Below are 12674 nucleotides of genomic sequence, written 5' to 3' on the forward strand. Positions count from 1 at the left end.
CACCTTCCCTAGCAGCGGCAACGCCGCATTTGCCCATGTTTAGCGACGCCTATTGTAGCGCCGGTGCACGACGAATCCGCATCGGCGTGCATTTCCTCGGAGGAAAAGCGCGCCGCCGCAGCCCTCCCGCCGCCGCCGAAAACGGGAAGCGGGCCCGCTCGAAGGCAGGCCCGCTTCCCGGACAGCTATGAGAAGTAGCGTGAAAAACAAAGGTTAGTTCCAGGCATCGCGCCCGCGCAACGCGCGCAGGCCGATGTCGTGGCGCAGCGTCTTGCCCTCGAAGTCAATCTTCTCGCAAGCTTCGTAGGCAAGGTTGCGCGCAGCCTCGAACGTGGGCGCAAGCGCCGTCACGTTGAGCACTCGGCCGCCGTTGGTGAGCACATTCCCTTCATCGTCAACACGCGTACCAGCATGATACACGGTGACGTTCTCCATAGCATCGGCATTCTCGATACCGGTGATGATTTTGCCCTTCTCGTACGAGCCCGGATACCCCGCACTCGTCAGGACAACGGAAACGGCGTACTCGGGGCGCCAGCTCAGCTCGACCTCGTCCAGATGCTGCTCGGCGCACGCCAGCATGACCTCGACCAGATCGTTCTCCAGACGCGGCAGGATCACCTGGGTCTCGGGGTCGCCAAAGCGCGCGTTGAACTCCAGCACCTTCGGGCCCGCAGGAGTGAGCATGAAGCCGCCGTAGAGGCAGCCGCGGTAATCAATGCCCTCGGCCGCAAGCTCCGCCACGACGGCATCCATGATCTGCTCCATCTGGGCGTGCTCCTCATCGGTCACGATGGGCACCGGGCTGTAGACGCCCATGCCTCCCGTGTTGGGACCCTTGTCGCCCTCGAGGGCGCGCTTGTGGTCCTGCGAGGTGGCCATCGGGCGGACGGCCTTGCCATCGGTGAACGCCAACAGCGAGCACTCGGGGCCGGTGAGCATCTCCTCGATCACGACGGTGGAGCCGGCGTCGCCGAACGCGCCGGCGAAGCACTCGCGCACGGCCGCCTCGGCCTCAGCGAGCTCCGTGGCCACCACGACGCCCTTGCCGGCAGCGAGGCCGTCGGCCTTCACCACGAGAGGCGCGCCCTGCTCGCGCACGTACGCAAGCGCGCTCTCCTCGTCGGTAAACGAGCCGTACGCAGCGGTGGGAACGCCCGCGCGCTCCATGACCTGCTTGGAGAAGAGCTTGGAGCCCTCCATCTGGGCGCCGGCGGCACCCGGACCGAAGCAGGGGATGCCCGCCTCGCGCACCGCATCGGCAACGCCTACGACAAGCGGGGCCTCCGGGCCGATGACAACCAGACCGCAGCCCGTCTCGCGCGCGAAATCCGCAACCGCGGCGGGATCGTTCTCGTCGAGGACGACGTTCTCGCCGCACGCGAGCGTACCGCCGTTGCCCGGCGCGATGTAGAGCGTGCCGCAGCGCGGGGACTCAGACAGCTTCTTGGCCAGCGCGTGCTCTCGGCCGCCGCTTCCCAGCAGCAGGATATCGATGGTTTCTGCGTTCATGGGTCCTCCCTAGATGTCCGCTTTGAGGAACATGTCGACGCCATCGAGCAGCGGGCTGTGCAGCGCGCTCGGATAGCTGAGCAGGCCGACGGCGCCTTCGCCCACATGCGTGGCGATGCAGGGGCCGATCGTGGCGATACCGCCGCAGACGCCGTTGAGCTCGTTGGTCTCGAGCGGCTTCTCGAGCATCTTGATCGCCTTGGGGCTGCGCGTGTGCAGCTTGTAGTAGGTGAGTTCGCCGAGCTCCTGCGAGCGGCGCGTGAGCTGGCGCACCATGAAGGCGATGGCGTTGCGCAGGCCCTTGGCCTTGTGCGCCACCTCGATGCAACCGTGCTCGCCCACCTCGATGACCACCTTCACGTTGAGGATGGAGGTCGCAAGGTGCTGGGCGCGCGTGGCGCGACCGCCCTTCACGAGGTTCGAAAGGTTATCGGGAATGAAATGGATCTTCGCCGTGTCGCGGATGGCGAGCACGCGCTCGATGGCCTCATCCATGGTGCCGCCCGCCTCGGCGATCGCGGCGGCCTCGAGCACCATGGCGCCCTGGCCGACCGTGGCCGAGTAGCTGTCGATGACCTCGATGCGGACGCCCGCAGGCATCTGCTTGGCCAAAAAGCGCGGCGTCTCGATAGTCGACGACAGCTCGCGGGCGATATGGATGGACAGGATGTCCGTGTACCCCTCGTCCACGAGCGTGCGGTAGGTCTCGACGAAATCGGCCGGCGCCGGCTGCGAGGTCTGGGGAAGCTCCTTCACCTCGCGCAGCAGATCGAGGTACTCGTCGATCTGGATATCGACGCCGTCGCGGTAATCGTGCCCGTCGGCGACGATGTGCAGCGGCACGACGCGGATGTCGAAACGCTCGATGGCGGCGCGGTTGAGGTCCGACGCGCTATCGGTAACGATGGCGAACTTGCGCATGGCTTAGTTCCAATACCTGTTGATGGTCTGCTCGCGGTCGGGCCCGACGGACACGAAGGACACGCGGGTGTGGGCGAGCTTCTCGATATAGGCGACGTAGTCCTGGGCGGCCTGGGGCAGCTCGTCGAAGCTGCGGCAGGCGGAGATGTCGCACTTCCAGCCGGGCAGCTCCTCGTAGACGGGCTTCGCGGCCGCGAACACGCTCTCGTGCTCAGGGACCGTGGTGTAGCGCACGCCGTCGCACTCGTAGGCGACGCACACCTTGATGGTATCGAAGGCAGACAGCACGTCGAGCTTGGTAAGTGCGATGTCGGTCAGGCCGTTCACGCGGGCGGCGTAGTTGGCGATCACGCCGTCGAACCAGCCGCAGCGACGGCGACGGCCGGTGACGACGCCGTACTCGTAGCCGTTCTCGGTGAGGGTGTGGCCCTCTTCGGTCTCATAAGCGAGCTCGGTGGGCATGGGGCCCTCACCCACGCGGGTGATGTAGGCCTTCATAATGCCGAGCACGCGGTCGATGTTCTTCATGCCCACGCCGGAGCCCGTCACGGCGCCGCCGGCAGTGCAGTTGGAAGACGTCACGTACGGATACGTGCCGTGGTCGATGTCGAGCAGCGTCGCCTGGGCGCCCTCGAACAGGATGGACTTGCCCTCCTCAACCATCTCGTTGAGCAAAAGGCCGCTCTCGCAGATGTAGGGGCGCAGGCGCTCGGCGTAGGCCAGGTACTCCTCGCAGATCTGGTCCACGGTGTAGGTGGGCAGGCCGAAAATCTTCTCGAGCTGCGGGTTCACGCGATCGAGCGCGCGGCCGAGCTTCTCGCGGAAGACGGACTCGTCGAGCATGTCCTGCATGCGCAGGCCGATGCGCGCCATCTTGTCCTGGTAGCACGGGCCGATGCCGCGCTTCGTCGTACCGATGTTGTGGTCGCCGAGCAGCTGCTCATAGGCGCCGTCGAGATCCATGTGGTACGGCATGATGATATGGGCGTTGCCGGAAACCTTGAGGTTCGCCGTGGAGATGCCGTCATGCTCGAACATGTCGATCTCCTCGAGCAGCACCTTGGGGTTCACGACGCATCCGTTGCCGATCACCGACACGCACTCGGGATACATGATGCCCGAGGGCACCTGGTGCAGACCGTACTTGCGATCCCCCACCACGATGGTATGACCGGCGTTGTTACCGCCCTGATAGCGAACGACGCAGTCGAAATTCCCGGCGATCAGGTCGCAGATCTTGCCCTTGCCCTCATCGCCCCACTGGGTACCGACCAACACTGTCGACGGCATGTTGTCTCCTAACGTAAGGCACCAGCTGTGCCAAATGACGCTCAAACATCAGTATTATACGGCGTATCCGCGTCGCCATTGTGGGAGCCGCATGACAATTCATGGGGACGAACACGGACCCCAGCCGGATTCGGGCGCAGAGCGACCGAGGCCGGTTCCTCTGGAGGAGCGGTTCGCCGCGCGCGCCTATGGGCACATGAACAAGCGAAGGGCCACAAGCGAAAACGCAAGCGGCCCTAAACTAAGCAAGGCGCTGTCTAACTTGCTCAAACGTAGGCTGCCGTCGAGCACATTGCATCGCATCGTTGCCGAGCTAGATGGGGGATTCGAAACGAGAGCGCCCTGCGAAGAGCGCCGCACGTTTCCTCCCGGGAAGTGTGCGGCGCTCGAAGAGGCGCTATTCGTCTGCGTGCTCGTTCAGCTCGTAGAACTTCGTCGACGCCGGCAGGAAGACGAGGTCGACGTCGCCGATCGGGCCCGAACGGTTCTTCGCCACGATGACGCGCGTGATGCCCTCAGGCGGACGGTCATCGCGCCCCGCCTCCTGCTCAGAGCTCGAACGGTCCAGGAACATAACGATGTCGGCGTCCTGCTCGATGGAGCCCGATTCACGCAGGTCGGAAAGCTGCGGGCGCTTGCCGGTACGCGACTCGACCGCACGGGAGAGCTGCGACAGGGCGATGAGCGGCACGCCGAGCTCTTTGGCCATGATCTTGAGGCCACGCGACATCTCGGAAACCTCGACGGCACGGTTCTCGGCGCGGCGACCCGCCGGCGGATTCACCAGCTGCAGGTAGTCGAGAATGATAACGGCTTTCTCCTTGTTGTGGAGCATGCGGCGCGCCTTGGCGCGGATCTCGGTCACCGTCGTGCCCGGCGTGTCGTCGATCAGGATGTCGAGGCGCGACAGGTCCTGCGTCGCTTCGTTGATGTTTGCCCACTCCTGCGGAGAGATGCGGCCGGTGCGGAAGTTCGACATGTTGATCTGGGCGTGCGCGCAGATGAAGCGCTGGGCGATTTCCTTACCCGACATCTCGAGCGAGAAGAACGCGACCGTGTAGCCCTCCGATGCGGCGTTGAGCGCCAGGTTCAACGCGAACGACGTCTTACCGACGGCCGGGCGCGCACCGATAATGATGAGCTGACCCTCGCGCAGGCCCATGAGCATGCGGTCGAGACTCGGATAGCCCGTGGGCGCGCCGTGGACGTCGCCGCCCGCCGCGCAGACCTCCTCGGCCTCGTTGTAGGCCTCGATCATGAACTCGGTGAGTGACTTGTAGGAGCTGCGCACCTCGCGCGAGGTGACGGACAGCAGCATCGACTCGGCGCGCTCGATGACCTCCTTGGTGTCGGAGGGAGCGTTGTAGGCGAGCGCGTTGATCTGGTTCGTGGCACCGATGATCTCGCGCAACATGGAGTCGCGGCGCACGATGCTCGCATGATGCTGCCAGTTGACGAGCGAAAGGGTACGTCCCATGAGCTCGAGGATGTAGGCCTCGCCGCCGACGGCCTCGAGCTTGCTCTGAGAGTTCAGGTAGTCGATCAACGAGATGGAATCGATCGGCAGGTTGCGATCGTACATCTCGTGCATCGCCACGAAGAGCGTCTTGTGCGCCGGACGGTAGAAGTCATCGGGCAGAAGCTCGACGAGCGCCTCCTCGACCACCTCAGAGGAGAGGAGCATAGCCGCCAGCACATTCGCTTCGGCCTCGACGTTGTTGGGCAGCCCCATGCGTGCGCCACGGTCCGTGACGCCCGTGGGCGACCAGGAGTAATCCTCCGAAGAAGATGATGGCATGGGCACTTCCTCTCAAACTCGACCTGACCGCACGCACGTCCCGCAGGGCGCAGGGGCGCCGTGCTGCGCGCGTGGGCTTACATGGTAAAGCATCCCAACTTGTCAAATCGTGGGCATCTTGCAGCCTACCTGCGCAAACAGCGCTATCCACATAGGTATGTGGAAAACACAAGCCCGCTTCCCTTGGGGAATAGCGATTATCAACGTTTTCAACATTTTTGGTGGGAATGAATATCGAGTTTTCCACCGCTCGCCGCTTACCTGCGACTATACAGTTTGCACGCACGTTTTACGGCATATTTATGAGACCTTTACGTGATGGTTTCGTGAACTTGCAGGTAGATGCATATGCAATATACATTCCGCAGGAAATAAGGCGTGCCGGACTATGCAATCGAACACGTGAACGTATCCAAAAACAGACACGCCCAACGCGTGGCGCGACGGGCATTTCTGACCTTACCTGTGGATTTCCCGCCTGGTATGAGGATTGAGAACCACCGTGGGGAAAACCGCCCGTTGTCGTCCTCCGGGTGTCCTCCGTGGCGCCAAACTACCCCGTCCCCACGGAGGACACCCGGAGGCCACACACAAAAACAGCCCGGATGCCGAGGTGGCATCCGGGCTGTGCAAAGCCGTGTGATCCGGCAAGGTTACTCGGCGGCAGCCTCGGTCTCGACGACCTCGACAGCCTCCTCGACAACCTCGACCTCTTCGACCTCCGGCTCCTCGGTCACGCCGACGAGCACGGTCACGGTAGCGCGGATGTCGCGGTACAGCGAGATGGTCACGAGGTGAGCGCCGGCAACCTTGATGGGCTTACCGAGCTCGACGCGCTTGCGGTCGACCTCGAGACCAAGCTGATCCTTGATGGCATCAGCGATCATGGCACCGGTCACGGAGCCGAAGAGGACGCCCTCGTCGCCGACCTTGGCGTCGACGGTGACGGACTTGCCCTCCAGGGCCTCCTTCAGGCTGTTGGCATCGGCGATGCGAACGGCCTCGCGCTTGGCGATGTTGTTGCGGCGCTCCTCGAGCTGCCTCAGGTTGCCCTTGGTAGCCGCAACGGCGAGCTTCTTAGGGAAGAGATAGTTCTCGGCGTAGCCCTGAGCGACATCGATGACGTCGCCCTCGCCGCCCTTGCCCCTGATCTCACCAAGAAGAATGACTTTCATGAGATCTCCTTGCGAATAGCACCGCGCATGCGGTGCAGTGGTTACTGTTGGGCCTGTGCGTGCGAGCCGTCGCGCCTCAGGTGGCGGAAGTCAGCCCACACGTCGATCAGACCGACGATGCTCATAAGGAAGAACATCGCCTCGGACCAGAATAGAAGGAAGATGCACAGCGTCCTGGTGAGACATCCGAGCTTCTTGCGGTTCATCAGCGCACTGACGACGCCGAATCCCTGAATCGCGAAGATGAAGCGGACGCTCATGAGCGCCGTGAAGCTCACGGTGCGCAGGACCTCGGCCTCGGGAAAGCCGGTAAAGGAAGCGCCGAGGCACACGATCGATACCGCCAGCACGCCGACGCTCCACATGGGCGCATCGAAGGCTGCGACCGAAGGCGCCTTCGGGTTCTGCCGGACGCGCGCGCCCGCCAGAAACGAACCGACACCGGCCATAAGGCCGTCCATCATGGCACTCAAGATGTATATGAGCGGCCAGATGATCCTGATCAGGGGCTCCAGCTGCACCGAGACGATCTCGGCGGCAACGCCCGTCCCCACCGACTCCTGAACGCCTTCCGTGAGGTAGGCGACGGCAGTTTCGAAAACCGATGTACCGGCAGCCGCCGCGATGATCGCGTCGGCGCCGAAGCTCACCAGTCCGGTGAGGACAATCGCCACGGACACGTTCGTGACCGTGGCCGTACGCCACATGCAGGCAGAGATTGCCCAGCAGCATACGATGATGGGCACGAGCAGGAACCCCAGGCCGGGACCCACCGCCAGCGAGACGACAAGCAGCCCTGCGCTCTCGAGAAGCGAGAGAACAAGCCCGCGCGCGCCTTTGGCTTCGGCAAGCTCACGCATGCCGTAGGCGGTGAGCAGGATCCCGACGAACGGAATGAACAGCGATCCGATAAGCCCTATGGCGAGCACGATGGCCCCGTGCGACGCGCGGGGCGCTACGGCCGGCCGATTCGAGCCAAACGGTACGATCGTACGCGTCTGCGGATCGGAGCTTCCGTCCTGCATCTCCTAGATCCTCGTCCCTCGCCTAGCCGCGGTTGCGCTCGCCGCGGGAAGACACCACGGGAACGGCGTAGGGCAGGAGAGCCATCTCACGAGCGCGCTTGATGGCGTTCGCGATGTCGTGCTGGTGCTGCGTGCAAGCGCCAGTGACGCGACGGGGCTTGATCTTGCCGCGGTCGGTCATGTACTTACGGAGAAGCTGAGTATCCTTGTAATCGATGTACTCGGTGTTCTCCTTGCAGAACTGGCAGTACTTACGACGCGGCTGACGTGCTGAATAATCATTAGCCATGTCAAAATACCTTTCGTTTGGCGCCGTATTCGCAGCGCCGCTCACTGAATAATCGAAGACGCCCGTCTAGATGACCTAGAACGGAATGTCCTCATCGTAGACGTCGACTGCCGGCGGAGCCTGCACGGGTGCAGGCGCGGGCGCCGGCTGGTGCGCGGGCGCGGCATAGCCGCCACCATAGGAGCCTGCGGCCTCCTGGCCGTAACCTCCCTGGTTGTTGCCGCGGCTCATGAACTCGATCTCATCGACGATGACCTCGAGCTTGCTGCGACGCTGACCGTCGCGCTCCCACGAGCTGTAGCGCAGCTTGCCCTCGATCGCGACCTTCGACCCCTTCTGGAGGTAGCGGCTCACAGCCTCGGCGCGCGTACCAAACATCGTGCAGTCGACGAAGTTCGGGTAATCCTCCCAATCGCCGGTCTGGGGATTGCGGCGACGGTCGTTGACCGCCACGCCGAAGCTCAGGACCTGCGTGCCGCTCGCGGTTGCGCGCAGCTCGGGATCACGGGTGAGATTGCCGGAGATGTTGACTCGATTGATGCTCATGTCTGACTCACTACCTCTCGTGCGACCGCCGCGGGTGCGGCGAGCCGACTTCCAAAACGATGCTTACTCCATGTCGTCGCGACGAACGATCATGTGACGAACCACGGCATCAGTGATGCGCAGGACGCGGTCGAGCTCGGCGATCTGGGAAGGATCTGCGTGGAAGTTGATGAGGGTGTAGTCACCTTCGGTGAGCTTGTTGATCTCGTAGGCGAGCTTGCGCTTGCCCCACTCGTCAACGTTGTCGACCTTACCGTTGCCGGCGGCGATCGTGGTATCGATGCGCTTCATCACGGCGAGACGGGTCTCGGGATCGAGAGCAGGGTCGACGAAGAACAGCAGTTCATAGGCCTTCATGTGGTCACCTCCTCTGGGCTAAAAGGCTCCAGGTCGTGAAGGTGCGCCCGGAGCAGGAAAGGACTGGCTAACTGTAGACCAAACGCCATGCGACCTCAAGTTCCCGCTGGTACACCCTCATGACCTCTCCACAACCCACGCAGATGCGGAGCCGGCGCCGAGCGGGCCCAGTTTACCGGCGCGCCCCGACATGAAACGCGTTGCTGCGGACCGGGTGCCGACAGCGCACCCGCCCTCTTCCCGTCACCCGTCCGACTGACAGCAAAAGCGCGCCGCTCACGCATGGTGGGCGGCGCGCTTGAAGACAGGCGCGCGTTGGTCCCGCAGGAGCGCGTGCACGCCCTGCGTCTACAGAATGCGCGCGGCTGCACACCCGCGCAGGATGGCATTCGCCTACGGGACGGGCGTGATGGGAGAGTCGACCTTCCCCTCCGTATCGTCATCGGCGACCACCGGGCCCTCATCCGGCTGGGCGGCGAGCTGCTCTCCCTCCGGCTGCGCTGCTGGCGCGGGCGCATCCTGCACACCGGCGTCCTCTGCTGCGGGCGGCGGCGTGATGATGGGAGACGCTGCGGGCTGCTCGGTCAGCGCGGCGGGTGCAGGCGCATCAGCGGGCTCAGCTGCGGGCTCGGATACGTCGGTAGGCGTCTCAGCGGCCGCCGGCTGCGCAGGCGCTGCGGGCTGCTGGGGTGCGACGGGCTGCTCGCCCTCTGGTTGCCGGGTCGCCTCCGGGGCGGCAGCGGGCACGTCGCGGTAGGAGAAATCCTGCGGGGCCTGTTCGGGCGCGGCGGTCTGGCCGGCAGGCTGCTGCGGCACCGCCTGACCCTGGCCCTCGGGCTCATCTGTCGGCATCTCGGGCTGCACGGGCATGCCCTGGTTCTTCGAGCCGCCCCATCCTGCGCCGCCCGCAGGCACGCCGTCGGGAAGCGGCGCCGAGGAGACACCCCAGCGCGCCACGTCGAAGCGGCAGAACCACTGGCCCATGGCGTTGATGGCGATCAGCTGCATAGCCGTGGAGATAACGCTGCCGACGAAGGCCGCGAGCACGATCAGAACCACGACAAGCACCACGATGCCCGGGCCCATGCCCGACAAGAAGGTCCCGATGTAGCGCTCGCCCGCCATACCGACGCCGAGAGCGAGGCCGAAAAAGCCGCTGAAGGCGAACATGCCGCCGATGAGCGTCATGACGATCCCGTAGGCCGCGCTCACCGCGCCGCCGATCAGGGTGACGGCGTAGGCGTGCAGAAAGCCGCCGAGGTCGCGGGCGATCATCTGGAACAGGCGGTCGAGACGCCAGCCGGCGCCGAAGCTGTCGTAGATCGTGGCGCGCATCATGGCCGCCGTGGTGAACGAGCCGAGCAGCAGGTTCACCACCACCATCGCCAGCGCGACGATGACCGAGACGTCCCGCACCGCATCGAGCACGGAGCCGGATAGAGCGCTGATGCCCATGGGAAAGGCCGCGATGGGATACCATCCGCCGAATAGCACGACATCGATGACGCCGAGCACGAGACCCATGGTCACCATGATCAGAAACGCGATACCGCCCGTCGAGAGCACCTTGCCGTAAGCGACCCCGCGCTGCTTGGGCGCAGAGTCCACGCCCCAGGCGGTCAGACGCGCCCACTCGAGCCCGTACCCCATGATGGCGATCTGCCCCAAGATGGGAATCCACCCGACGAGCGTGAGAACGAGGACCGGCTTGATCCAGCCCTTGTCGCGCGTGAGCATCTTCCACGAGGTGCCGAATCCCAGTTGCTGTGAATACATGGCGACCCCTTTCTTTAATTCATAGAGACGTCGGGGGCCGCAGCATCGCACGCCGACCCGTCCGCCGTCGCCCTCTCGTTCGCATCGCCCGCCTCGCGCTGCCGCGCCGCCCGGCGCTCCTCTTCAAGCGCCATGAGGCCCGAGACGATCGGTTTCGTACCGATCGGATAGAGCTGGCGCGCCGTGCCGACCGACACATACGCCTCGTCAAACGCGATGCCGTCTTCGCCTGTGCGATAGAGCTGCGCCAGCAGGTACGCCGTCGCGTCACCGCGCTTGGCGGCCTCGCAGATCAGCGCGTCGCGGCGCCCCTCGTCGGTGTCCACGAAGCCGTCGTACACGAACGTGTAGGCCTCGGGCATCTCGCGGGCGATCAGCGTCTTGACCGACTCGTAGATATCAGATGCCGAGGTGCCCGGGTGGTCGGCGATGTCGTATCCGTCGGACGTGCAGATGATGGTGAACGGAACGAGCGCGCCGTCCTCGGCAAGGCACGTCCTCCCCTCGCGAAACGCATGGTCGATGGCAACGCGCAGCGATTTGGTGAGCATGAGCTCGGCTGTCGGCGATTCGGCTTGCGCCATGACTTCCTCCTTCTGTACTTGTTCCATCAGAAAGTGTATCCGCAGGCGCAGGCGATATGCCCATGCATCGCCACTATTAAGCGGTCCTTAAGCCGTATGCGACCACGGCTTGCACACGAGCCGCCCAGATTTCGGCAGGATTGAGCTGGGTTTCGACCAGATTTTTCAACAGAGTTGAAATTACCCCTTGCGCAGCCGGAGCATTTCGGTAGAATTACCTTTGCATTTCACGGAGAGTTGTCCGAGTGGCCGAAGGAGCACGATTGGAAATCGTGTAGGCGCCAAAAGCGTCTCCAGGGTTCAAATCCCTGACTCTCCGCCAGCATCCTCTCATGGCGCGCCCCTGTGACGCGCCATGTTTCACTCCATGCGGAGGAGTGGCAGAGTGGTTGAATGCGGCGGTCTCGAAAACCGTTTACCCGGTGTTCCCGGGTACGAGGGTTCGAATCCCTCCTCCTCCGCCAGCTTTTCTTCAGCATCACAATGAAATATTCCGCCATATGAATTCGCTGCTCGCAGGCCTTGGGTCACCTCCGCACGCATAGGGCGGCGCCCTTTCGCCGCAACGCGGCTTGCGATTTCGACCCCGATACGCGAGGCACGGGCGCTGCGGCTCCCTTATGTGAAACGCAAGGGAACGGCGCCCGGCCCCGTTACGCGCGGCGTGGTGGGTATACTTGATGAGACTAGACGGGACCCGGGAATGGAGCATACATGATCCCGATCATCATCAGCATCGTTGTCGTCATCATCGTCATCTGCGCGATTGCCGCTATCTACAACAACATGGTCACGCTGCGCAATCGCATCGACAACGCGTGGCAGAACATCGATACGCAGCTGCAGCGCCGCCTGGACCTCATCCCCAATCTCGTCGAGACCGTCAAGGGCTACGCATCGCATGAGAAGGAGGCGCTCGCCGCCGTCACGAACGCGCGCAACGCCACGGTCGCTGCCAGCTCCCCGGAGGACAAGATGGCCGCCGACAGCGTGCTCACCGGAGCGCTCCGCCAGCTGTTCGCCGTCGCCGAGGCCTACCCCGACCTGAAGGCCAACACGAACTTCATGCAGCTGCAGACCGCGCTCGAGGACACCGAGAACAAGATCTCCTACGCGCGCCAGAGCTACAACGACTGCGTGCTGAACTACAACAACGCGATCGAGACCTTCCCCGGCGTCATCTTCGCCGGCATCTTCCAGTTCAAGAAGCGCTGCGGCTTCGAGGCGGAACACGCGGCTCAGACGGCGCCGACCGTCAAGTTCTAGCACGAGCCGAAAGCCCGCGACGAGCGCCCGCACCGGGGCGCTTTTCGTTTGCGGGGCCACCGCGGGCACAGCCGTGCCTGGCGGATGGCGAACGCGCAGGGCGAAGCCCCCTGAAGGCTTGGCGCGAGCAGCGGG

At 63.9% G+C, this 12674-nt stretch carries 12 protein-coding genes and 2 tRNA genes; 3 read left to right on the forward strand and 11 right to left on the reverse strand.

The features are described 5' to 3' along the window. Positions 1-213 precede the first annotated feature (213 nt). The 11 genes from purD to H6A21_RS06675 form a co-directional block, all read right to left on the reverse strand. The gene (gene purD, locus H6A21_RS06625; RefSeq protein ID WP_204561606.1) at positions 214-1512 is read right to left on the reverse strand and encodes a phosphoribosylamine--glycine ligase; all 1299 of its coding nucleotides are present in this window, start codon (positions 1510-1512) and stop codon (positions 214-216) included. 9 nt (positions 1513-1521) lie between these two features. After that, positions 1522-2433: a DegV family protein gene (locus H6A21_RS06630; protein ID WP_204561609.1), complete on the reverse strand. Its 912-nt coding sequence runs from the start codon at positions 2431-2433 to the stop codon at positions 1522-1524. Positions 2434-2436: 3 nt separating this feature from the next. Next, positions 2437-3723 carry an adenylosuccinate synthase gene (locus tag H6A21_RS06635; protein WP_204561612.1) on the reverse strand — a complete coding sequence of 429 codons (1287 nt, stop codon included), beginning with the start codon at positions 3721-3723 and terminating at the stop codon, positions 2437-2439. Between the two features lie 397 nt (positions 3724-4120). Beyond that, positions 4121-5521, reverse strand: coding sequence for a replicative DNA helicase (gene dnaB / locus H6A21_RS06640; protein WP_204561615.1), 1401 nt, complete (start codon positions 5519-5521; stop codon positions 4121-4123). A gap of 653 nt (positions 5522-6174) precedes the next feature. Then, entirely contained in the window at positions 6175-6696 is a 522-nt protein-coding gene (gene rplI, locus H6A21_RS06645) for a 50S ribosomal protein L9 (RefSeq protein WP_204561617.1), read from the reverse strand. Between the two features lie 41 nt (positions 6697-6737). Then, complete coding sequence (locus H6A21_RS06650) at positions 6738-7721, reverse strand: DUF2232 domain-containing protein (protein WP_204561619.1); 984 nt, start codon at positions 7719-7721, stop codon at positions 6738-6740. A gap of 22 nt (positions 7722-7743) precedes the next feature. Beyond that, positions 7744-8010: a 30S ribosomal protein S18 gene (gene rpsR / locus H6A21_RS06655; protein WP_022386306.1), complete on the reverse strand. Its 267-nt coding sequence runs from the start codon at positions 8008-8010 to the stop codon at positions 7744-7746. 75 nt (positions 8011-8085) lie between these two features. Further along, positions 8086-8556 carry a single-stranded DNA-binding protein gene (locus H6A21_RS06660; protein ID WP_204561621.1) on the reverse strand — a complete coding sequence of 157 codons (471 nt, stop codon included), beginning with the start codon at positions 8554-8556 and terminating at the stop codon, positions 8086-8088. 63 nt (positions 8557-8619) lie between these two features. Next, positions 8620-8913 (reverse strand): 30S ribosomal protein S6, encoded by a 294-nt coding sequence (gene rpsF / locus H6A21_RS06665; protein WP_204561623.1) that lies wholly within the window; start codon positions 8911-8913, stop codon positions 8620-8622. A 393-nt stretch (positions 8914-9306) separates the two neighbouring features. Next, the gene (locus tag H6A21_RS06670; protein WP_204561625.1) at positions 9307-10689 is read right to left on the reverse strand and encodes a DUF4013 domain-containing protein; all 1383 of its coding nucleotides are present in this window, start codon (positions 10687-10689) and stop codon (positions 9307-9309) included. Positions 10690-10703: 14 nt separating this feature from the next. Continuing rightward, positions 10704-11273, reverse strand: coding sequence for a hypothetical protein (locus H6A21_RS06675; RefSeq protein WP_204561627.1), 570 nt, complete (start codon positions 11271-11273; stop codon positions 10704-10706). 231 nt (positions 11274-11504) lie between these two features. Between H6A21_RS06675 and H6A21_RS06680 the strand changes: the two genes are divergently transcribed. The 3 genes from H6A21_RS06680 to H6A21_RS06690 all read left to right on the forward strand — a co-directional run bounded on the left by H6A21_RS06680 (position 11505) and on the right by H6A21_RS06690 (position 12539). Then, positions 11505-11595, forward strand: a tRNA-Ser gene (locus H6A21_RS06680). A gap of 49 nt (positions 11596-11644) precedes the next feature. Beyond that, positions 11645-11737, forward strand: a tRNA-Ser gene (locus tag H6A21_RS06685). Positions 11738-11987: 250 nt separating this feature from the next. After that, positions 11988-12539, forward strand: coding sequence for a LemA family protein (locus H6A21_RS06690; RefSeq protein WP_204561629.1), 552 nt, complete (start codon positions 11988-11990; stop codon positions 12537-12539). Positions 12540-12674 lie beyond the last annotated feature (135 nt).

Origin of the sequence: Collinsella tanakaei (assembly GCF_016902615.1) — a bacterium.
Lineage (GTDB): Bacteria > Actinomycetota > Coriobacteriia > Coriobacteriales > Coriobacteriaceae > Collinsella > Collinsella tanakaei_A.

Coding starts and splice junctions, on each gene's coding strand:
- purD (WP_204561606.1), bottom strand. CDS start 1,512: ATGAACGCAGAAACCATCGATATCCTGCTGCTGGGAAGCGGCGGCCGA.
- H6A21_RS06630 (WP_204561609.1), bottom strand. CDS start 2,433: ATGCGCAAGTTCGCCATCGTTACCGATAGCGCGTCGGACCTCAACCGC.
- H6A21_RS06635 (WP_204561612.1), bottom strand. CDS start 3,723: ATGCCGTCGACAGTGTTGGTCGGTACCCAGTGGGGCGATGAGGGCAAG.
- dnaB (WP_204561615.1), bottom strand. CDS start 5,521: ATGCCATCATCTTCTTCGGAGGATTACTCCTGGTCGCCCACGGGCGTC.
- rplI (WP_204561617.1), bottom strand. CDS start 6,696: ATGAAAGTCATTCTTCTTGGTGAGATCAGGGGCAAGGGCGGCGAGGGC.
- H6A21_RS06650 (WP_204561619.1), bottom strand. CDS start 7,721: ATGCAGGACGGAAGCTCCGATCCGCAGACGCGTACGATCGTACCGTTT.
- rpsR (WP_022386306.1), bottom strand. CDS start 8,010: ATGGCTAATGATTATTCAGCACGTCAGCCGCGTCGTAAGTACTGCCAG.
- H6A21_RS06660 (WP_204561621.1), bottom strand. CDS start 8,556: ATGAGCATCAATCGAGTCAACATCTCCGGCAATCTCACCCGTGATCCC.
- rpsF (WP_204561623.1), bottom strand. CDS start 8,913: ATGAAGGCCTATGAACTGCTGTTCTTCGTCGACCCTGCTCTCGATCCC.
- H6A21_RS06670 (WP_204561625.1), bottom strand. CDS start 10,689: ATGTATTCACAGCAACTGGGATTCGGCACCTCGTGGAAGATGCTCACG.
- H6A21_RS06675 (WP_204561627.1), bottom strand. CDS start 11,273: ATGGCGCAAGCCGAATCGCCGACAGCCGAGCTCATGCTCACCAAATCG.
- H6A21_RS06690 (WP_204561629.1), top strand. CDS start 11,988: ATGATCCCGATCATCATCAGCATCGTTGTCGTCATCATCGTCATCTGC.